This window comes from Butyricicoccus sp. AM32-19 (genome assembly GCF_003480365.1).
GTDB classification, from domain to species: domain Bacteria; phylum Bacillota; class Clostridia; order Oscillospirales; family Butyricicoccaceae; genus Agathobaculum; species Agathobaculum butyriciproducens.
The window spans coordinates 1-20,436 of the sequence record NZ_QUIX01000003.1; the positions used below are offsets into that span (position 1 = coordinate 1).

Annotated in this window: 15 protein-coding genes; 7 read left to right on the forward strand and 8 right to left on the reverse strand. The window is 56.0% G+C overall.

Annotated elements, in window-relative coordinates; translation table 11 throughout:
- Positions 1-160: 160 nt before the first annotated feature.
- Genes DW806_RS03840 through pgeF form a run of 3 tightly spaced genes read right to left on the reverse strand, consistent with a single transcriptional unit; the run spans position 161 to position 3,762 of the window.
- Positions 161-1,057 carry a DMT family transporter gene (locus DW806_RS03840; protein ID WP_118729157.1) on the reverse strand — a complete coding sequence of 299 codons (897 nt, stop codon included), beginning with the start codon at positions 1,055-1,057 and terminating at the stop codon, positions 161-163.
- 30 nt (positions 1,058-1,087) lie between these two features.
- Positions 1,088-2,944: an ABC transporter substrate-binding protein gene (locus DW806_RS03845; protein WP_118729158.1), complete on the reverse strand. Its 1,857-nt coding sequence runs from the start codon at positions 2,942-2,944 to the stop codon at positions 1,088-1,090.
- A gap of 17 nt (positions 2,945-2,961) precedes the next feature.
- Positions 2,962-3,762 carry a peptidoglycan editing factor PgeF gene (gene pgeF, locus DW806_RS03850; protein ID WP_117492101.1) on the reverse strand — a complete coding sequence of 267 codons (801 nt, stop codon included), beginning with the start codon at positions 3,760-3,762 and terminating at the stop codon, positions 2,962-2,964.
- Between the two features lie 507 nt (positions 3,763-4,269).
- On the opposite strand from pgeF, the gene rny reads away from it, so the two are divergent.
- Complete coding sequence (gene rny / locus DW806_RS03855; protein ID WP_117492099.1) at positions 4,270-5,814, forward strand: ribonuclease Y; 1,545 nt, start codon at positions 4,270-4,272, stop codon at positions 5,812-5,814.
- Positions 5,815-5,874: 60 nt separating this feature from the next.
- Here rny and DW806_RS03860 read toward each other — a convergent pair whose 3' ends face one another.
- From DW806_RS03860 to DW806_RS03880, 5 genes are all read right to left on the reverse strand, one after another.
- Positions 5,875-7,602: a sensor histidine kinase gene (locus tag DW806_RS03860; protein WP_118729159.1), complete on the reverse strand. Its 1,728-nt coding sequence runs from the start codon at positions 7,600-7,602 to the stop codon at positions 5,875-5,877.
- Positions 7,599-8,276 (reverse strand): response regulator transcription factor, encoded by a 678-nt coding sequence (locus DW806_RS03865; protein ID WP_110435890.1) that lies wholly within the window; start codon positions 8,274-8,276, stop codon positions 7,599-7,601. The genes DW806_RS03860 and DW806_RS03865 overlap by 4 nt, the downstream gene beginning before the upstream one ends.
- Before the next feature lie 147 nt (positions 8,277-8,423).
- Positions 8,424-9,215, reverse strand: a complete 792-nt coding sequence (locus DW806_RS03870; protein WP_118729161.1) for an HAD-IIA family hydrolase — start codon at positions 9,213-9,215, stop codon at positions 8,424-8,426.
- Positions 9,216-9,574: 359 nt separating this feature from the next.
- Positions 9,575-10,900 carry an aspartate--tRNA(Asn) ligase gene (gene aspS, locus DW806_RS03875; protein WP_118729162.1) on the reverse strand — a complete coding sequence of 442 codons (1,326 nt, stop codon included), beginning with the start codon at positions 10,898-10,900 and terminating at the stop codon, positions 9,575-9,577.
- A 108-nt stretch (positions 10,901-11,008) separates the two neighbouring features.
- The gene (locus DW806_RS03880; RefSeq protein WP_147358070.1) at positions 11,009-12,454 is read right to left on the reverse strand and encodes a lipopolysaccharide biosynthesis protein; all 1,446 of its coding nucleotides are present in this window, start codon (positions 12,452-12,454) and stop codon (positions 11,009-11,011) included.
- A gap of 184 nt (positions 12,455-12,638) precedes the next feature.
- Between DW806_RS03880 and csaB the strand changes: the two genes are divergently transcribed.
- The 6 genes from csaB to purM all read left to right on the forward strand — a co-directional run bounded on the left by csaB (position 12,639) and on the right by purM (position 20,372).
- On the forward strand, positions 12,639-14,861 hold the full coding sequence (gene csaB, locus DW806_RS03885; RefSeq protein WP_243022634.1) for a polysaccharide pyruvyl transferase CsaB: 2,223 nt from the start codon (positions 12,639-12,641) through the stop codon (positions 14,859-14,861).
- Positions 14,862-14,923: 62 nt separating this feature from the next.
- Positions 14,924-16,111 carry a glycosyltransferase gene (locus DW806_RS03890; RefSeq protein ID WP_118729165.1) on the forward strand — a complete coding sequence of 396 codons (1,188 nt, stop codon included), beginning with the start codon at positions 14,924-14,926 and terminating at the stop codon, positions 16,109-16,111.
- Between the two features lie 277 nt (positions 16,112-16,388).
- Entirely contained in the window at positions 16,389-16,880 is a 492-nt protein-coding gene (gene purE, locus DW806_RS03895; RefSeq protein WP_110435884.1) for a 5-(carboxyamino)imidazole ribonucleotide mutase, read from the forward strand.
- 136 nt (positions 16,881-17,016) lie between these two features.
- Positions 17,017-17,727 (forward strand): phosphoribosylaminoimidazolesuccinocarboxamide synthase, encoded by a 711-nt coding sequence (gene purC, locus DW806_RS03900; protein ID WP_110435883.1) that lies wholly within the window; start codon positions 17,017-17,019, stop codon positions 17,725-17,727.
- A gap of 42 nt (positions 17,728-17,769) precedes the next feature.
- Entirely contained in the window at positions 17,770-19,242 is a 1,473-nt protein-coding gene (gene purF, locus DW806_RS03905; protein ID WP_118286179.1) for an amidophosphoribosyltransferase, read from the forward strand.
- Between the two features lie 89 nt (positions 19,243-19,331).
- Positions 19,332-20,372: a phosphoribosylformylglycinamidine cyclo-ligase gene (gene purM, locus DW806_RS03910; protein WP_117752103.1), complete on the forward strand. Its 1,041-nt coding sequence runs from the start codon at positions 19,332-19,334 to the stop codon at positions 20,370-20,372.
- Positions 20,373-20,436 lie beyond the last annotated feature (64 nt).

Here is a 20,436-nt window from a genome sequence, read left to right on the forward strand (position 1 = left end):
AAATTCTTTTTCAGAACCTCAATCGGTTCTAAACCAAACTTCTCGGTTTTGAGCCTGCCTCTGAGAGACAGCTTTAATAGAATACCAAATCCCGGAGCATTTGTCAAATACTTTTTTTCGTTTTTTGCAAAGAATTTTGCTGCAAACAAAAAACGGCGGCTCACGCCGTCGTTTTCTCTTTCTCCCGATGTTCGGACAAAATCAGACCGCCGAGCGCCAAAACCGTGCCCAGCCACATGATCGGCGTCATGGTTTCGTGTAGAATCAACGCTGAGCTTACTATTGTAATAACCGGCGTTGCATAAATGTACACGCTGGTTTTCACCGGACCGAGCAGGAAAACCGCGCGATTCCACGTCACAAAGCACGTTGCAGACGCACAAAGACCCAGAAACAGCAGATTTGCCAGATGAACCGGCTGCGTCCACACGCTCAAACCGGACGGAAACCCTTCAATCACCGCAGGAACGAGCAAAAACAGCAAACCGTATCCAAAAATGCGGCAGGTAAGCGGAATGGTACGGTAGCCCATGTGACCAAGCTGGCGCACGAGCACCGAGTACACACCCCAGACCAGAGCCGCGCCTACGCCGAGCAGTGCGCCAACCGGGCTGAAATGCAACTCGCTGACGCCCGCAAGCGACACAAGCGCGACACCCGCCATCGCACAAACGAAGCCGAAAAAGAACCATTTGCTGAGTTTTTCGTGCAGCACCGCCGCTGCGATCAGTGCGGTAAACAGCGGCGCTGCCGCTACGATAACGCCGACCAGTGACGCAGAGATGTACGTCAGCGCGATATTTTCCATCAAAAAATAAAGCGTAACGCCCGAAAGACCGGCCAGCGCAAACAATCCCTCATGCCATCTTTTCTGCGGACGCATGAGGCCCTTGCCCACGATGAGCAGTGCCAGAAAGCCGAGCGTGAACCGCGCTACCATAATCTCCAGCGGCGTGAAGGCGCGCAGCAGTACTTTCGTTGAGACAAACGTCGTACCCCAGACAAGCACGCTGAACGCGCCGAACAAATGCCCCTGCATTCTGTGATTTTCCTGCATGATATTCTCCTTTTCAGCGAAAACGGGCGGTTACGGCTTGACCCAGTTCTCCTGTCCTGCGAATGCGTTATACGGTGCCGGATTGAAATGATTGATCAGACCACTTCTGAGCACAACCTGCTGTCGCTCAAATGCCAGCGGAATAAGCGGCATTTCATTCAGGAACGTCGTGTACAGACCCTCCGTATTCTCGCCGCTGCGGTACGCCGTGATGGCATTGCTCATGTCCTCACTCGAGTACGATCCATAGTTCAGTCCGCCCTGCGGAGACAGCAGCGGGCGCAGATCGAAGTCCGGCGTCAGCTGGGTTTCGCCGTAGTACGCATCAAACGAACCGCTCTGCAGCATGGAAACATAGGTATCATACGGCTCCTCATCCACCGTGACATTGACGCCGTTCAGCGAATTCCACGATGCCGCAACCTGTTTTGCCGCCGCTACTTTAAACGCGTTGTCCGAGTTGACGAGCAGGCGGAACGAAAGCTGCACGGTCGCCGCGTCTGTCACTATCGTATCGGTTACTGTGGTATCGGTCGAGCCGGAATTGTCTGCAGAATCGGTCGAATCACCGGAGTCCGTGTTCTCATTGTCCAGAAGCACAGCTTCCTCGTCCGAAACCGTCGAATCGGTTCGGTTTTTCGACGTGCGCACGGTCAGAAAATCCACCTTGTAATCGGTATCGCTTGCCCGGCCGCTCGTATAATAGATAAAGTCGCCGTCCTCGTCGTAGTAGCCGTCCTCCTCAGAAGAGTCCGAGTCATCATCGGAACTGTCTGTAGAATCCGAACCTCCGTCCGAAGAATCGGTGCTGCTGTCACTGCTGCCTGCAGAAGATGCACCTTCCTGTGCCGCCTCGCGCAGCAGCTGCGCCGCAGTCATCAAATCTGCCGACAGGCTGTACGACACGCCGGTATCTGCCGGCTGCGGATTGATCGGCAGCACCGCCGGATCGGCATAATCCTGCAGCTGGGTTGCGCACAGTCCCTGACGGCTGATCGCCATGGAAAGCGCCTGCCGCACTTTTGCATTTGCGAACTGGCTGTTATTGTAATTCAAACCGATATAATGCAGCATAGCACTGCTCACCGGAACAGTATCGACCTCGCCGGTGAACGCAATATTCTGGTCGTCCGGCGCAATACGGGCGCTGCGCATGATGGATACATCGCCGGTGCGGAAGCTGGTGTCCGCCGCATCCGCGCGCGTCATTTTGACCAGCGTAATGTGCCGAATAGTGCCGAGAAAGCCGCCGTGCCAGTTCTCGTTGGCCTCCAGCGTCCATGCAGCGCCGTTCTGAACCGGCTTGTACGGTCCGGTGCCCTCGGCGAACTCTCCTTCGTCCGTCGTACCCGCCCGATAGATCGGAATATCCAGCAGTTTCGGGAAGTTGACGTTCGGCGACGCAAGCGTAATGCGAACCATGCGCTTTGTCACCGCTTCGATCGAGGACACCTCGGTCAGTCGGTTGTGGTACGGCGAACTTTCGTTTTCCAGCACAGTCTTGAGACTTTCGGCAACATCACTTGCCGTCAGCTCCGCACCCGACCAGAACTTGATGCCCTTTTTTATCGTAAAGCTGAACGTGGTTCCATCGCTCGTATAGTCCTCGCACAGCTCGTTTTCGAGTGTAAAATCGCTTTTTATCTCAAAAAGGCCCTCGTAAAGCGCCTCACGCAGCATGCTGTTGACCTCGGTGCCGTCCATAACCGGATTGAGCGTTGTGCCCGAGCGATACCACGCCAGACCGAAATACGCGTCCGACACATCCACGTTGTCTACCGGTGCGCCGTCGCCGTCGTTTCCCTGTCCAAATGGGAACGTGCAGCCACTGAGCACGACCAAAGCCGCCATTGTCAGCGCCAGCGCACGTTTTTTCCAACTTTTCATTGTATTGATCCTTTCGCTTACAGACAGATCATGCCGCCCTGCACGCCGCGCACGCCGTGCGTTACGCGGTGCGACCAGAACTCATCCGAATGACACATGGTGCAGATGCCGCTGTCGATCACATTTTCCGCCGAAAGTCCGGCATCCTGCAGCAGCTTTACGCCAATGCCCTGCAGGTCCACATGGAATTTCGGACCTTTCTCCATGATGAACGGATGCACCTGTGCACCGAGCAGCTCTTCCATCGCTTCCGGCACATCCGCATCAGTCTCGAAGCACTCCTGCCGGATAGACGGACCGAGCACGGCGATCAGGCTTTCGCGTTTTGTGCCGAGCTGCTCCGCCATCACATCAACGGTTTTCGGCAGAATGCCTGCCGCCATGCCGCGCCAGCCGGAATGACACACGCCTGCGGTATGCGTCGCCGGATCATATAATAAGGTGACAACGCAGTCCGCGTAAAAGCCGATGATGGGCGTGTCCGCGAGTGCGGTCACGATCGCATCCGACTGCCATTCCATCGGGCGGTGCAGACCCATGCCGACCTTGTCCTCAGTCACAACCGACACCTGCGTGTCGTGGATCTGCTTGGTGAGCGTCATGCGCGTCTCATCCACGCCGAGCGCCTCGCCCAGCAGGCGATAGTTTTCGCGCACATTCTCCAACTCGTCACCGCGGTTGAAGCCTAAATTCAGGCTTTCGCACGCGCCTGTGCTCACACCGCCGAATTTGGTGGTGAAGGCATGCCGAACCGGAATCCGTCGGCAGGTATAATATACGAAAGAACCGCGCTGTACGCGGCACATAGACTCGTTCATAGTCGTTCCTCCTCGTCTCTTCCATGAGGGAATACAGAATTATTATAGCAAATCGCCCTGCTGTTCACAAGAGCGCACACCAGCCGTTTTCAAAAAACACCAAAAACCGCGTATGTCAGCTTGTCTTTTTCTTGACAGTTTGACGAATAGGCTTTACAATTAAACATAGTATAATACCTGCTGTAACAGAGCCGGTGCCAATGGTGAGCACGGCTTTTTTCAAAGGCATTATCATGAACCGCCAATTCCGATGCGAATTGACGGAATCGCATTTTTCTTTTGACAGCGCAAAACCCTGATTTTTTCGAGCGAATCTTCGCTTTTTCGGCGTATTCTGCCTTTATTCTTCGTGCAGTGCTCATGCGTGCTGCGCGTGTTTCACCGTGGAATCAGCTTGTTTTCTGCCGAACTGCCGCTCTATTGAGAAACAGCACCGCAGATCTGCGGTATTGTCTTGGTTTTGTGCCGTCTCCCAAAATTCGTAAATAGGAGGACACACCAACAGACATGAGCAACATCATCATACCGATCATCACCGGTATCGTGTGTCTCGCAGTAGGCGTAATCATCGGATTCCTGTATCGCAAGAGCGTTGCGGAAAAAGAGATCGGCTCTGCCGAGACCGAGGCCACCCGCATCATCAACGAAGCGATCAAGGCCGGCGAGACCAAAAAACGCGAATCCATACTCGAGGCAAAGGACGAAATCCACAAGCAGCGCGTCGAAGCCGACCGCGAGCTGAAGGAACGCCGCAATGAGACCCAGCAGCTTGAGCGCCGCCTGATTCAGCGCGAGGAAGCACTGGACAAGAAGAGCGACATGCTCGACCGCAAAAATGATGACCTTAACCGCCAGCTGGACGCAAGCCAGAAGGAAAAGGAAGAACTCGAGCGCATCAAGCTCGAGCAGGTAGAAAAGCTGGAGCAGATTGCCAGCATGACCCGCGACGAAGCACGCGATATGCTCGTCCAGTCCATTGAAAACGAAGCAACCCACGATGCAGCCGTCAAGCTGCGCGAGATCAATCAGCGCCTGAAGGACGAAAGCGAGCAGACCGCCCGCGAGATCATCTCGACCGCAATTCAGCGCTGTGCCGCCGATCAGGTATCCGAGGCGACCGTTTCGGTCGTTCCGCTGCCGAACGACGAGATGAAGGGCCGCATTATCGGCCGAGAGGGCCGCAACATCCGCACGCTGGAAACCCTTACCGGCGTAGACCTCATCATCGACGATACGCCCGAAGCTATCACTCTGTCCTCGTTCGATCCGGTTCGCCGTGAGATCGCACGTCTGGCCCTCGAAAAGCTGATCGTTGACGGTCGTATTCATCCGGCTCGCATTGAGGAAATGGTTGACAAGGCTCGCCGCGAGGTTGAGCAGATCATCAAGAGCGAAGGCGAGCGTGCTACCTTCGAAACCGGCATTCACGGCATTCACCCCGAGCTGGTCAAGATCCTCGGCCGCCTGCGCTACCGCACCAGCTACGGTCAGAACGTCCTGCAGCACTCCATCGAGGTGGCTCACATTGCCGGCATGATGGCCAGCGAACTGGGTCTCGATCCGGTTCCGGCACGCCGCGCAGGCCTGCTGCATGATATCGGCAAGGCCATCGACCACGAGGTTGAGGGCAGCCACGTTCAGATCGGCGTAGACCTTGCCAAGAAGTACAAGGAATCCCAGCCGATCATCCATGCCATCGAGGCACACCACGGCGATGTAGAGGCAAAGACCATCGTTGCATGTCTGGTTCAGGCAGCCGATGCCATCTCCGCTGCACGTCCGGGCGCTCGCCGCGAGAACCTGGAGAACTATATCAAGCGTCTGGAGAAGCTCGAGAGCATCGCCAACGAGACGCCCGGTGTTTCCGGTTCGTTTGCCATTCAGGCAGGCCGCGAGATTCGCATCATCGTCAATCCGGAGAAGGTTTCGGACGACAAGATGGTGCTTCTCGCCCGCGAAATCGCCAAGAAGATCGAGAACGAGCTGGATTATCCCGGCCAGATCAAGGTCAACATGGTACGCGAAACGCGTGCGATCGACTACGCAAAGTAAGTAAAATCATACCCCGCAAGAGATTCTCTTGCGGGGTATTTTTATGCCCTTTTTCAGCTTTTAATCTTTATTGCAGACAACGAACCGCACGCCGCCCTTTATATTTTCCGCTTTGCAGGTCAGGCCGTGCAGCGCGAGTATTTTCTGCAGAATGGCCAGTCCCAGTCCGTGTCCGCCTGCGCGGTCGCGCGCCTTATCGCCGCGATAGAACATCTCGAACAGGCGCGGCAGCTCGTCCTCCGGAATGGGCTCACAGTCGTTCTCGACGGTCAGCAGATGATTGCGGCTGTTCGTCAGCCGAACGGACACGCGCCCGTTTTCCGGCGAATACTTGGCGGCATTCTCCAACAGACAGCCGACGGCACGCCGCAGCAGCGTTTCGTCGCCGCGGATACGCACACCATCCGCAATATCGGCGGTCAGGCGGCGTTTCTCAAACAATGGCGCGTATTCGGTCAGCATATCACGCACAAGTGCGGTCAGATTGAGCGTTTTGCGGTTTTTCAGCTCGTCCGTGCGGTCCAGACGGGTGTAATCCAGCATTTCGCGCACCAGACCGTTCATACGGTCGGTTTCCTGCTCGATAGCGGCAAGATACCTCGCGTTTTCCTCTGGCGAAATGTCCTGCGCGATGGCCTCGGCGTACCCGCCGATGAGCGCAAGCGGCGTTTTCAGGTCGTGGCTTGCCGCCGAGACAAACTGCTGTCGTTTGTCCTCGAGGTCGCGTTCGCTGTCCCAGCGGGTGTGCAGAGTCGCCGCCATTTCGCTCAGCGCACGGTTTAGCTCGCCGATTTCGTCTCCGCGTTTCAGGTCGGGCTTGAACTCGTCGAATGCAAGGTTTGCAACCAGATTTGCTTCTCGCGCCGTGTCAACCAGTGGGTCGGACACCATGCGGCGCACGATTTTATAGAAAATAAACAGGAAAATCAGATACAATGCAATCGTGATGAACGGCATACCCCAAAAGAGATCCTCATATGCAGCTTCCTTGTCAATCGGCGCAGTGGCCATGACCATTCCATGTCCATATCCGATCGTGCTGGACAGGGACAAAAAGATAGTAAAATATCCCCCTGTATGATCCACTTTCACATTTTCTCCGTTTATGCACCGCAGTTTGGTTTCCAGATACTTTTTTTCCGCAAAGTATACTTCCATATTCGAATCCTTGTCAAAGCACCACTGCGGCATTTCTTCCCATTGACCGACCTCTTCAACCGGTGTCTGTGCCGTCCATTCATAATCATACGCACCTACGCAGATTCGGTTCGGAATATATATCGTATGACCATTGTTTTCGATTTTTTTGCCATATATCATTGCAATGTATCCCACGTCATCTGAAAAGCCTTTTTTCGGCCCGTATACCTCACGCATCTCACGAATATCCTGCTCGGCAAAATTGCTGATGTCAATATCGGCATCGGCATTCTTACCATACAGCAGCAGCGGCGAACGCATCGTGACCCAGTTTTCCTGTCCATCATAATACTGCACGACATACGCTTTTTCACTATCCCAGATGGAATATGCCAAATCACAACGCATTTTATCGTATTCCGGCGTATTGGCCGACGGCATATCATCAGGGTCATACCCTTTTTCTACCAACGTGTGTTCAACACGCCAGCAAATATCGTTAACTTCCATACCTGCCCTGTACGCTGCGACAACCTGTGCGTTTTCAATCAATTTGAATGTCCACAGTCCAACAAACACCGCCAGAATCACTGCCACAACCGCGGTCAACCTTGCCGCGATGCCGATTTTACGAATCCGCTTTGTCATGTTGATCCCCCCAATCGGTAGCCCTTGCCGTACACCGCACGGATATGCTGCGACGCTGTACCGAGCGCTTTACGCAGGCTGGCAATGTGCCGGTCGATCATGCGCTCGTCCCCGTCGAAATCCGTGCCCCATACCCGCTCGATGAGCAGGTCGCGCGACACCGTGCGTCCCTGTTCGCGCAGCAGCAGCTCGAGTATCTTCGCCTCCTTGGGACGCAGATTTACCGGGTTGCCGTCCACCGTTACCGTGCCCGAAGCCGTATCCATCAGGATATTCGCGTAGCCGAGCTCACTCGCGCCCAGCCGCAGCCCGCGGGCCCGCCGCATGAGCGCCTGTGCCTTTGCCACCAGCACCGGAAACGAAAACGGCTTGGTGATATAATCGTCCGCGCCCGCGCGGAATCCTGCCAGCGTGTCACCCTCCTGCCCAAGTGCTGTGACGAAAATGACCGGAACATCGCTCTCCTGCCGCACCGCTTCGCAGACCTCCAGCCCGTTCAGATGCGGCATCATCACATCCAGCACCAGCAGGTCGAACGGCTGCGCCTGTGCCAGCACGAGCGCCTGCTCGCCGTCATACGCCGGTGTTACCGCCACGCCCGCCGCCCGAAAGAAATCCTGCATCAGCGCGGATAACGCCTTATCGTCCTCTGCTAAAAGAATGTGTCCTGCCATTTGAGGTGCCCCCTCTCTATCTGTCATTGGTCTATCCTTTTCCTGTATTTAGTATAGCATAGAATTGTCCATTCTTTATCCAATGAAAAAAGCCTTTCCGAAAAAATTTCGGAAAGGCTTTTGTGTAGTTCGATTTAGACGGCTTCTTTACGCCTGCGGCGGAATACAGCCAACACCATCCAGAATAAAGTGCGGACGGTACGCGTAATTTTCCACATCCTTGCGGGTGGTACAGCCGGAGAGCACCAGAACGGTGTCCAGACCGGTTTCAATACCGGCAACAATATCGGTATCCATGCGGTCGCCGATCATAGCCGCCTCGTGCGAGTGCACACCAAGCAGGCGCAGACCGGTACGCATCATCAGCGGGTTCGGCTTGCCAACATAGTACGCGGTCTTGCCGGTGGCCAGCTCAATCGGAGAAACCAGTGCGCGGCATGCCGGAATAATGCCCTGCTCGGACGGGCCGGTCAAATCGGAGTTGGTGGCAATCAGGCGCGCGCCCTTGTTGATCAGATCGACCGCCTTGAGGATGGTCTGATAGTTGTAGGTGTTGGTCTCACCCGCGATAACATAATCCGGGTCCACATCGTTCATCACGATGCCCGCCTCGTACAGCGCACCGACCAGACCGGGCGCACCGATAACATACGCAGATGCGTGCGGCTTCTGGCTGGCGATGAACTTCGCCGTAGCCAGCGCGGAAGTGTAGAAATGCTCCTCGCCGATCTCCAGACCCATACGGGCCAGCTTCTGCTGAAGCTCGAGCGGCGAACGCTCGGAGGAGTTGGTCAGAAAGAGGAAGCTCTTATTCTCGCGTTGTAACCAGTCCACAAATTCGGTTACACCGGGCAGCAGACGGTTGCCGTGATAGATAACACCGTCCATATCGCAGATGAAGCCTTTCTTCTCGCGAAGCAGCTTTAATTCTTCGTTCATTGTGCTGATCTCCTTTCGGTAACGACCCGTACTCAAACAGCATGGCCGGAAATCTTTTTGTCCATTCTTATTATGCGGAAAATTTCCGCGAACGTCAAGAGCCAACCGAGGAAAAAATGTTAAATCCTCGTAAAGAGCCGAAAAGAGAGTGGAGAGTGAGGAGTGAAGATTTTCTTCTCCGGGCGCATACCAAGGGACACAGGCGGCTCTGCCGGGTCATTTTTAACAAACACCAAAAAGGACCCGGAATCGATAATTCCGAGTCCTTTTTGGTGCAATAGCCCTTATAGGCGCAAGCCTGTCAAGGGTGTCCCCTCGTTCCAAAGGGCACAGCCCTTTGGAACGAAGGCGCAAGCCTTTTACGGCTCGAGTCGGTTCATATCACGCGGGAACATGGATGCCTCGCGGATGTTGTTCAGCTTAAGGAGCTGCATGGTCAGGCGCTCCAGACCGATGCCCAGACCGCCGTGCGGCGGCATACCGTACTTGTGCAGCATGGTGAAGGACTCAAACAGCTCGGCGTTCATCTTGCGGGCCTCCAGCTTGTCCATCTGCTCCTGATAATCGTGGATACGCTGACCGCCGGTGGTAATCTCCAGACCGCGGAACAGCAGGTCGAACGACAGCGCCAGCTTCGGGTCCTCCGGATCATCCTTCGCGTAGAACGGACGCTTTGCGGACGGGAAGTGCGTTACAAATACGAAATCAGAGTCGTGCTCCTCCTTTGCCCACTGGCACAGCAGCACTTCTTCGTCCGGGTTGAGGTCGTAGCGGTTCTTGGACTTGTGACCGTACTTCTCCTCCATGATCTGCTTCGCCTCGTGGAAGCGGATGGTCGGGATTTCCTTGATCTCCGGAACCTCGGCGTTCAGCATAGCGAGTTCCTCGGCGCAGTGCTCCTTAACGTAAGCCATAACGGACTTGAGCATGCCGGTCTCCATTGCCATTACATCGTACATGGAATCAATGTAGGCCATCTCGAAGTCCAGACCCATGTACTCGTTCAGGTGACGAGAGGTGTTGTGACGCTCTGCACGGTAAACCGAGCCGATCTCGTATACACGGCCGAATGCACCGGCGAGGTACTGCTTGTGGAACTGCGGGGACTGTGCCAGATAAGCCGGGGTGCCGAAGTAATCCAGCTTGAACAGGTTTGCGCCGCCCTCAGCGCCTGCAACTACGATCTTCGGGGTGTGGATGTGGGTGAAGCCCTGCGACTGCATGTACTGTGCAAAGCCGTCAGCGATCGCACCCTGTACGCGGAAGATCGCCTGCTTGCGCGGATGACGCAGCGTGATCGGACGCAGCGGCAGATCAACATCAAGGGACAGGCCCATATACTTCTTGCCGAGCGGTACCGGCAGCTGGTCGTACGGCTTGCCGAGGATGGACAGTGCGCTCAGAACGACCTCAACGCCATGCTCTGCACGCGGCTCCTCACGAACGGTACCGGTAACCTCAAGTACCATTGCATCCTTGACATCCGAACGCTTGATGCCGCCGATCTCGTCACCCTGGAAGGTGCACTGGATCAGACCGCGCTCAACGCGCATTACAACAAAAGAAAAGTCAGACATATCGCGTACACGGTGAACCGTGCCGCGGAACGTGACCTCGCTGCCGACTGCTTCGCAGACGCGCTTTACGGTGTCAACGTACTGACCCGCTTCATGAATCATTTCCATAATATTACGCCTCTCTGTTTACAATTTTCAGATAGAGTTATTGTAGCATGGATTTAATGCCGTGACAAGGTTTTACCAGTGAAATCCACGCTGTTTCGACAATTTTTCTTATCGTTTCAGCCGGCGGAGCACCGCCTGTACTTCCTCGCGGCCCTCACCGCTGACGATAATGCACACTGCATAAACGCCCGCACCGACCACGACAGCCGCGCCAAGGCGAATGAGATTGCCGACCGGCAGCAGCGTGCATGCAAAAGCCGCCGCACCGCACAGCAGCGCCGAAACGATGATGCGCACCAGACTGACCGGTGCCACGCGGAACAGAAACCGGCTGCGCACGCGCACGCAGGTAATGATAAAGTAGGACGCAAATGCGACCACCGAACCGAGCGCACCGCCCGTAAATCCGAGGATTTTGAGCAGAATGACACTCGAAACCACCTTGATAACTGCTGCGATCGCGCTGTTCTGCAGAACGTGTACGGTGGATTGCTCCAGCTCATACGCCTTGTTGGCGTACTCGGTCAGGCCCATGAACAGCATGGCAAGCGCAGTATACGCGATGACCGGCGCACCGGCGGCGTACTTCGCGGGGAACAGGAACCGGCTGAGTGGCAGCGCAACCGCCGTCAGACCTGCAACCGCAGGCACGGCGATCAGCAGATACAGCCGCACGCCCTGATCGAGCAGCGGCTTTGCTGCGACTTTGCCGCCCTCACGCCAGCCGCGCAGCACGGCAGGATACACGCCGCGCATAATGCCGACCGAGATCATCGTGAACAGACCGCTTGCGATCGAGTTGTTATTCGAATAGTATGCGTACAGAATGTTGCCGTAAAAGCCGACAACGAGGTATTTGTCGATCTGGTTGAGCAGCGCCACCGAGATAGAAACGCCCATCAGCGGTACGCCGTATTTGAGGAACCGGTTCAGCAGCGGCTTGGAGAAATACTTCAGCCGCACAACAACCGGCAGGCTGAGCGCAAACACCGCACCGATGGTGGCTACACCGTCCGCAATGGTATTGGCAAAGATAGCCGGGAACGGCGACGGATAATTCGACTTGCCGCCGACAAGCGCGAATGCAACCGCGAGCTTGAGCACCGCCGAGGTCAGCGACCACAGGATGGATGCTTTGACGCGGCCGAGCTGAATCAGCGCCGCATTGAGCACCTGAAACGCCGTGTAGGTGCAGAACATCAGCGCACCGCCCAGACAAACCGGACTTTGCGTCACAGCTGCCGTAATGCAGCAGCCGATGGCAACAAGCACACACAATCCCACATAGATGGTAGAAACCGTGGAGAACAGGCCGCGTCCTTCATCGGCGCGATACTCCTCACCTACATAACGGGTGGCGGAGTTCGCCATCCAGCCCGCGAGGATGAGGTAGAGCAGCTGTATCGTAGTGTTAGTCAGGTTGAACGCGCTGACCGCACCCTCCACAAAGATGTGGGAATACAACGAGGAACACCCGATGACGAGCAGTCCCTCGACCACCTTGGCCGGCAGGAACAGCATGGCATCGCGCGTCATGGTATTTTTAGAGGACAAAAGAAAAACCCTCGCTTTCCGTCAGATAAAATCAGTATACCATGTTCTGAGCAAAAAAACAAACTTCGTTTGCCAAAATACTGCCGAAAAAGACGACATTTACCGCGTCCGAGTTTTGCAATCCCCCTGTTTTCATGGTATACTGATTATACTTGTCAAGTGGAGGTATTTGACTTTGCGAATCATGCATGTAATGGGCGGCGGCGATGTAGGCGGCGCCAAGACCCAGATTATGAATACTGTAACCGGACTCAACCGCAATAACGATGTAATGCTCATCTCGTTCCGCGCAGGTCCGTTTGCAGATGAAGCGCGCGAGCGCGGCATTGATGTGCGCGTGATCGAGCGGCACAATCCGTTCCGCGCGGCACGGACCATGCGCGACCTGGTAGATGCGTTCAAGCCCGACATTATTCACTGCCACGGCGGCCGTGCCAACCTGATGGGAGCCATGGTGCGCCGCAGCCGTCATGTTCCCATCGTGACGACCGTCCACTCGGATTACCGGCTGGACTACCTCGGCAGTCCGCTCAAGCAGTACACGCTCGGCACGGCGAATGCCATCGCGCTGCGCTTTCTCGACTTCTATCAGCCGGTCGCAGACCGTATGGCGCGCACGCTCATCGAGCGCGGCTTTGACCCGGAGCGCATTGTAAAAATCTACAACGGTATGGATTTTGACCGTCCGAAGGGCGAATTTGACCGCGTTGCCTATCTGCGGGACACCTACGGAGCCGAGATCGAGGACGGCGACGTGCTATGCGGCATTGCCGCGCGTCTGACTGCTGTCAAGGATATTGCGACCACCATTCGCGGCTTTGCCGAGGCGCTGAAATCTGCGCCGCAGCTGCGCCTGTTCATCGCCGGTGACGGCGAGGACGAGGATATGCTCAAAAAGCTGTGCGACCAGCTCGGCGTGCGCGAGCGCGTAACATTCTGCGGCTGGGTATCGCCGGTCATGCCGTTCTTCCGTGCGATGGACATCAACCTGCTGTCCTCGGTGTCCGAAACCTTCCCGTACTCCATTCTCGAGGGCGTTTGTGCCGGCTGCGCGACCATCTGCTCGGATGTCGGCGGCATGCCCGAACTCATCGACACCGGCGAAAACGGCTATATCTTCCCGGTCGGGGACGATAAGCGGCTGGCGGAATATCTGGTCCGTCTGGGCAACGATGCCGAACTGCGGCAGAAATTCGCGGACGCGCTGTACGAAAAAGCCTCCCGCGATTTCTCGCGCGACAAAATGTGCGAACGTCAGATGGAAAACTACCGTCACCTGCTGGCACGGTTCCACCGTCCGAAAAACGAGCGCGAGAGCATTGTCATCTGCGGTGCGTACGGACGCGGCAACGCCGGTGACGACGCCATCTTAGAGGCCATCGTGCAGGAGATGCGTCAGCTCGATCCCGAACGCACCATCTGCGTTATGTCGCGCAGGCCAAAGGAAACGCGCCTGATCTACCGCACGAACGCCATCTATACCTTTAATGTGTTCTCCGTCCTGCGCAAGTTCCGTCATGCCGCGCTGTATATCAACGGCGGCGGCTCACTCATGCAGGATGTTACGTCCACCCGCTCGATCTGGTACTACTGCTACACGCTGTACGCCGCCAAAAAGCGCGGCTGCAAGGTAATGATGTACGGCTGCGGCATCGGTCCGATCAACCGTCCGGGCAACCGCCGGATGGCCGCCAGAACCATTGATGCATCGGTTGACCGCATCACGCTGCGCGACGACAATTCCCGCGCACTGCTTGCCGAAATGGGCGTTACCCGGCCGGATATCCGTGTTTCCGCCGACCCGACCATCATTCTGACGCCGGCGCCGCGTGAAATCGTCAATATCGCCCTCGAGCAGAGCGGCATTGACCCGAACGGAAAGTATATCGGCTTCGGTCTGCGCAACTGGAAGGGTCTGGACACGGCTCTGCCCGAAATCGCGGCTGCAGCCAACTATGCCTACGAAAAGCACGGTCTGACGCCGGTTTTCGTACCCATCGAGTTCCCGAGCGACCTCATGCCCGCAGAACGTGTCGGCGCACTGCTGCACTGTCCGTGGCACGCCGTGCGTACCCGACAGCCCATCGAAGTCACCATCGGCATCCTCTCCCGCATGAAAACCGTGGTTGGCATCCGACTGCATTCGCTGATGTTCTCCGCCGGTCAGGGCGTTCCGGTCGTCGGCATGAGCTACGACATCAAGGTGGACGGTTTTCTGAAATATATCGGAAGCCGCACCTGCCTGCAGCTTTCGTCCGTCAAGGCGGAGCCGTTGTGCCGCCTCATCGACGAGTGCGTCTCCGGTGCGCTCGATAACGAGGTGCACCGCACCGCGGAAATGCTGAGAGAAAGAGAGTCCGAGAATGTGAAGGGTGCAGCGAAGCTGCTGAACATTTCCGAAAACTAAACCGTAGGGCGGGGTGCCCTACGATACATGATAAAACAATCCACTAAAGGGGTTATATAGATATGAAGAACCACATCGTCTGTCTTTCGACAACGAACTACCATCCTCTGCCGACGCGCAAGCAGAACGTGATGAGCCGTCTGCGCAACAGCGAAATCCTGTATTTTGATCCTCCGGTGTCCATGATCGCACCGCTCAAGGACAAAAAAGCCTCCGCATATATCGAAAAATACAAGCAGCCCGGCGAAAAAGTCGAGGGACACGAAAACATCACCGTGTACGCGCTGCCGCCGGTACTGCCGTTTTTCAACAAGTTCCGCTGGATCAACAAAATCAACCAGAAGCGGCAGGCGGCGTTCATCCGCGAAAAGATGCGCGAGCACGGCTTCGGCGACGAGACCGTGCTGTGGTGCTACTCGCCGTCCTCGTGCGATATTGTGGAGCACCTGCCGCACTCCAAGCTGGTATATGACTGTGTAGACCGTCATTCCGCATACAAGGGCCACATCAATCCCAAGGTTGTGGACAAGATGGAATGCGATCTGGCCAAGCCTGCCGATCAGGTATTCGCAACCGCAGTCGGACTGGCAGAGACACTGGAAAAGATCAACCCGACCACCCAGATGATCCCGAACGGCGCGGCTTACGAGATTTTCTCGCGCGTACAGACCGAGAAGGACACCCTTCCCTGCCCGGAGGACATGAAGGATCTGCCGCATCCGATCTACGGCTTTGTCGGCATGCTGCAGGAGTGCATCGACTATGCACTGATCGAAAAGCTGGCGAAGAGCCGTCCGAACGCGACGATTTTCCTGATCGGACGCACGCTGCCGGGTGTTGACCTGACAAATCTCAAGCAGTACCCGAACATCGTATTCCACGGTCTGGTGCCGCAGCCCGAGCTGCCCGCATATCTGGCGCAGATGGACGTCTGCCTGAACGTATTCCGTGCCGGTGCGCTCTCCAAGGACGTTTCGCCGCTCAAGTTCTACGAATATCTGGCAACCGGCAAGCCGATCGTTTCCACGCGCGAGCCGCTGCAGGTCGAGGATTTCAAGGATGTGGTCTACATTGCCCGCAATCCCGAGATGTTCCTGCCGCTGTGCGATGCCGCTGCCAAGGAAAAACGTCCGGCATGGACGGAAAAACGCCTTGCCTACGGCGCGCAGTGCTCGTGGACCGAGCGTGTGCACCAGATGGAAGAGGTGCTTTATAAAAAGGGCGTTCTGCACGAAAGTGCAGAGGAGTAAAATTTATCTTTGGGCATTTACACGAATCCCGAAAAAAGCGGGTAAAATACTTGCATTAACAAGTTAAATTAGCTAAAATAAATATGTATCGTCACCGTTGGTTTTAAGAAAGAGGTGTACACATGACCGGCAGCGTATTTTTGAATCAGACTGCAGCTGAACAGTTTTTCGTTCTCGGGCATTCGTGCATTCTCTCGGGCATCGGTGCACATAAATGAGCGATTATAGGGCACGGGTATACCCGTGCCCTCATTTGTTTTTGTAGGAGGAATAACAAATGAAAAAAGTTCTCGTTGTCATGGGATCCGACAGTGATCTCAAGGTAATGGAAAAGTGTGTTGACCGTCTGAAATCGTTCGATATTCCGACTGAGGTCCGCATCTGCTCCGCGCACCGCACCCCGGCCGCTGCCGAGCAGCTGGCGAAGAACGCGGCAGCCGAAGGCTTCGGCGTTATCATCGCGGCGGCAGGCAAGGCCGCACACCTCGGCGGTGTACTGGCAGCTTACACCACGCTTCCGGTAATCGGCGTGCCGATGGCCACCAGCGTGATGGGCGGCATGGACAGCCTGCTCTCCATCGTGCAGATGCCCAAGGGTATTCCGGTGGCAACCGTTGCGATCGACGGCGCAGACAACGCCGCCATCCTCGCAGCACAGATGATCGCCCTGTCGGATGACGCGCTGGCACAGAAGCTCGCGCAGTTCAAGGCCGATATGGCAGCGGAAGTTACCGCAAAGGACGAAAAGGTTCGCGCTCAGTTCGCGTAATCTATATAGGTATCTCTGATACCGCATCCCCGCAAGGTAAAGGCATTGGGGCTGCTCCCATTGGCAGCTTCGATGTACAACCTGCAAACAACATTGTTTCAAATTAACACTACTTATACAAATGGAGGAATTGGACATGGAAAAGAAAGAACAGCTGTACGAAGGCAAGGCTAAGAAGGTATTCGCTACCGACGATGCAAATCTCGTAATCGTTGACTACAAGGACGATGCAACCGCATTCAACGGTGAGAAGAAGGGCACCATTACCGGCAAGGGCGTTATCAACAACGTAATGAGCAATCACATGTTCCAGCTGCTCGAGCAGCAGGGCGTGCCGACCCACTTTGTTGAGCAGCTCTCCGAGCGTGAGACCCTGGTAAAGAAGGTCTCCATTGTACCGCTGGAGGTCATCATCCGCAACATTTCCGCCGGTTCCTTTGCGAAGCGTTTCGGCGTGGAAGAGGGCATCGTATTCGACGAGCCGACCATCGAGTTCTCCTACAAAAACGATGAGCTTGGCGACCCGCTCATGAACGCTTACCACGCGATCGCACTGAAGGCTGCTACCCGTGAGGAGATCGAGACCATCAAGGCAATGGCCTTCAAGGTAAACGAGGTTATGAAGCAGTACTTCGATACCCTGAACGTCATCCTCGTTGATTTTAAGCTCGAGTTCGGCAAGACTGCGGACGGCAAGATCGTTCTCGCAGACGAAATCTCTCCGGATACCTGCCGCCTGTGGGACAAGACCACCAAGGAGAAGCTGGACAAGGATCGCTTCCGTCGTGACATGGGCGGTGTCGAGGAGGCATATCAGGAGATCATGAAGCGCGTTATGGGCAAGTAAGCCCATCCGCAAGGCAAGATTCGGACAAGAAAAGGCTGAAGAATGAAATATCGTATTTTAAGAAAAAGCAGCACTCCGTTTGACAAGGTGCATGAGGAGTGCGGTGTATTCGGTATCGCAGCGCCGGAAGGCAAGGAGATTTCCGCCGCGCACGACGCGTATACTGCACTGTTTGCTCTCCAGCACCGCGGTCAGGAGGCTGCCGGTATCGCCGTAAACAAAAACGGCGTGATCCACTGCCATAAGGACACCGGTCTGGTCAGCGCCGTGTTCAATCAGGAGATTCTGGACAACATGCCCGGCTCGATGGCTATCGGTCATGTGCGCTACTCCACCACCGGCGATACCCGCCGCGAGAATGCGCAGCCGATCTCCATCACCCATGTAAAGGGCAATCTCGCGGTTGCGCACAACGGCAACCTCGTAAACGCAGGCGAGCTGCGCCGCGAGATCGAGCTGGACGGCGGCATTTTCCGCTCCTCGAACGACACCGAGGTGCTGGTATACACCATTGTTAAGGAACGCCTCAAGTGCGGCTCTATTGAAGAAGCCGTTATGAACACCATGCACCGCATCGAGGGTGCCTACTCTCTGGTTGTTATGTCTCCGCGCAAGCTGATCGCGGCACGCGACCCGCACGGCTTCCGTCCGCTGTGTATCGGCCTGCTGGACAACGACTGCTACATTTTCGCTTCCGAGACCTGCGCTCTGGACGCGCTCGGTGCAAAGTTCATCCGCGATGTAGAACCCGGTGAGGTCTGCGTTGTCGAAAACGGTGAGCTGCGCTCCATGCACTGCGGTATCGAGTGCAAGTCCTCCGCGTGTGTATTCGAGTACATTTACTTTGCCCGTCCGGACTCCATCATCGACGGTGCATCGGTTGAGCTGGCCCGTCAGGAGGCCGGCAAGTATCTGTCCATCGAGCATCCGGTCGGCGCTGACGTGGTTATCGGCGTACCGGATTCCGGTATCCCGGCAGCCATCGGCTACGCGAAGTTCTCCGGCATTCCGTACGGCGTCGGTCTCATCAAGAACCGCTATATCGCCCGCACCTTTATCCAGCCGGGTCAGGACAAGCGCGAGCGCTCCGTGCGTCTCAAGCTGAATGCCCTGCGCACCGCTATTGAGGGCAAGCGCGTCATCATGGTCGATGACTCCATCGTCCGCGGTACGACCTGCGGCCGTCTGGTAAAGCTGCTGCGCGACGCAGGCGCGGCTGAGGTTCACATGAGAATTTCGGCACCTCCGTTCCGTCATCCCTGCTTCTTCGGCACGGATATTCCAGAGCGCAACCAGCTGCTCGCACACAACCGCACGGTTGAGGAAATGCGCGAGATCATCGGCGTGGATTCGCTCGGCTTCCTGTCGCTCGAAGCCTGCCGCAAGATTGCAGTCGGCTGCAAGCTGGGCTTCTGCGATGCATGCTTCTCCGGTGAGTACCCGATTCCAGTACCCGAGCAGGTGGATAAGAACATGTTCGAGACCGAGATTCCGCTCCCCTCTGACAAAGACTAAACCTGAATGGAAAATGATGATTGATAATGAAGGTCACACGCCTTCATTATCAATTTTCCATCTTTAATTATGAAAGTGAGATGTTAAGAATGAGTGTAAGCCGTTCTGAAAGCTACAAGGCTGCCGGCGTTGACGTTACCGCAGGCTATGAAGCGGTCAAGCTGATGAAGCCGATGGTAGAAAGCACCTTTACCAAGGGCGTTATGGGTACGCTCGGCGGCTTCGGCGGCCTGTTCCGTCCGGAGTTCAATGGCATGAAGGATCCGATCCTCGTTTCCGGTACGGATGGCGTCGGCACCAAGCTCAAGCTGGCGTTCCTGATGGACAAGCACGACACCGTTGGCATCGACTGCGTTGCCATGTGCGTAAACGACATCGCCTGCTGCGGTGCACAGCCGCTGTTCTTCCTCGACTATGTTGCAGTCGGCAAGAACCACCCGGAGAAGATCGCACAGATGGTTTCCGGTATCGCAGAGGGCTGCCGTCAGGCAGGCTGCGCGCTGATCGGCGGCGAGACCGCTGAAATGCCGGGCTTCTATCCGGAAAACGAGTACGATATGGCAGGCTTCTCTGTCGGCATGGTCGATAAGGAAAAGATGATCGACGGCACCGGCATCAAGGCCGGCGACGCGCTGATCGGTGTTGCCTCCTCCGGCGTACACTCCAACGGCTATTCTCTGGTTCGCAAGACGCTCGGCATCAACGAGAAGTCGGTTCGCCGCTACATCGACGAATTCGGCAAGACCCTTGGCGAAGAGCTGCTGACCCCGACCAAGATCTACGTTAAGGCGATCCAGTCCCTGATGGGCAAGGTTGAGGTCAAGGGCATCAGCCACATCACCGGCGGCGGCTTCTATGAAAACGTACCGCGCATGCTGCCGGCAGGCATCGTTGCCAAGATCGAGAAGGCTGCTATGCCGGTTCCGCCGGTATTCGACCTGATCGCAAAGACCGGCAAGATTCCGGAGCGCGACATGTACAACACCTTCAACATGGGCGCCGGTCTGGTTCTGGCCGTTGCCGCTGAGGACGCTTCCCGCGCGGTTGCAGCAATTTCCGCTGCAGGCGAGCAGGCTTATGTTATCGGCGAGTGCGTAAACGGCGCCGAAAAGGGCGTAGAACTCGTTTAAGTAAATTGAAAATGGAGAATTGAGAATTGGCGCTATCCTTGCGCGGGTTTCGTCCGCGCTGCGT

Bases quoted from the DNA above. Each gene is read 5' to 3' on its own strand.
- DW806_RS03840 (WP_118729157.1), bottom strand. From the start codon at position 1,057: ATGCAGGAAAATCACAGAATGCAGGGGCATTTGTTCGGCGCGTTCAGC.
- DW806_RS03845 (WP_118729158.1), bottom strand. From the start codon at position 2,944: ATGAAAAGTTGGAAAAAACGTGCGCTGGCGCTGACAATGGCGGCTTTG.
- pgeF (WP_117492101.1), bottom strand. From the start codon at position 3,762: ATGAACGAGTCTATGTGCCGCGTACAGCGCGGTTCTTTCGTATATTAT.
- rny (WP_117492099.1), top strand. From the start codon at position 4,270: ATGAGCAACATCATCATACCGATCATCACCGGTATCGTGTGTCTCGCA.
- DW806_RS03860 (WP_118729159.1), bottom strand. From the start codon at position 7,602: ATGACAAAGCGGATTCGTAAAATCGGCATCGCGGCAAGGTTGACCGCG.
- DW806_RS03865 (WP_110435890.1), bottom strand. From the start codon at position 8,276: ATGGCAGGACACATTCTTTTAGCAGAGGACGATAAGGCGTTATCCGCG.
- DW806_RS03870 (WP_118729161.1), bottom strand. From the start codon at position 9,215: ATGAACGAAGAATTAAAGCTGCTTCGCGAGAAGAAAGGCTTCATCTGC.
- aspS (WP_118729162.1), bottom strand. From the start codon at position 10,900: ATGGAAATGATTCATGAAGCGGGTCAGTACGTTGACACCGTAAAGCGC.
- csaB (WP_243022634.1), top strand. From the start codon at position 12,639: ATGCATGTAATGGGCGGCGGCGATGTAGGCGGCGCCAAGACCCAGATT.
- DW806_RS03890 (WP_118729165.1), top strand. From the start codon at position 14,924: ATGAAGAACCACATCGTCTGTCTTTCGACAACGAACTACCATCCTCTG.
- purE (WP_110435884.1), top strand. From the start codon at position 16,389: ATGAAAAAAGTTCTCGTTGTCATGGGATCCGACAGTGATCTCAAGGTA.
- purC (WP_110435883.1), top strand. From the start codon at position 17,017: ATGGAAAAGAAAGAACAGCTGTACGAAGGCAAGGCTAAGAAGGTATTC.
- purF (WP_118286179.1), top strand. From the start codon at position 17,770: ATGAAATATCGTATTTTAAGAAAAAGCAGCACTCCGTTTGACAAGGTG.
- purM (WP_117752103.1), top strand. From the start codon at position 19,332: ATGAGTGTAAGCCGTTCTGAAAGCTACAAGGCTGCCGGCGTTGACGTT.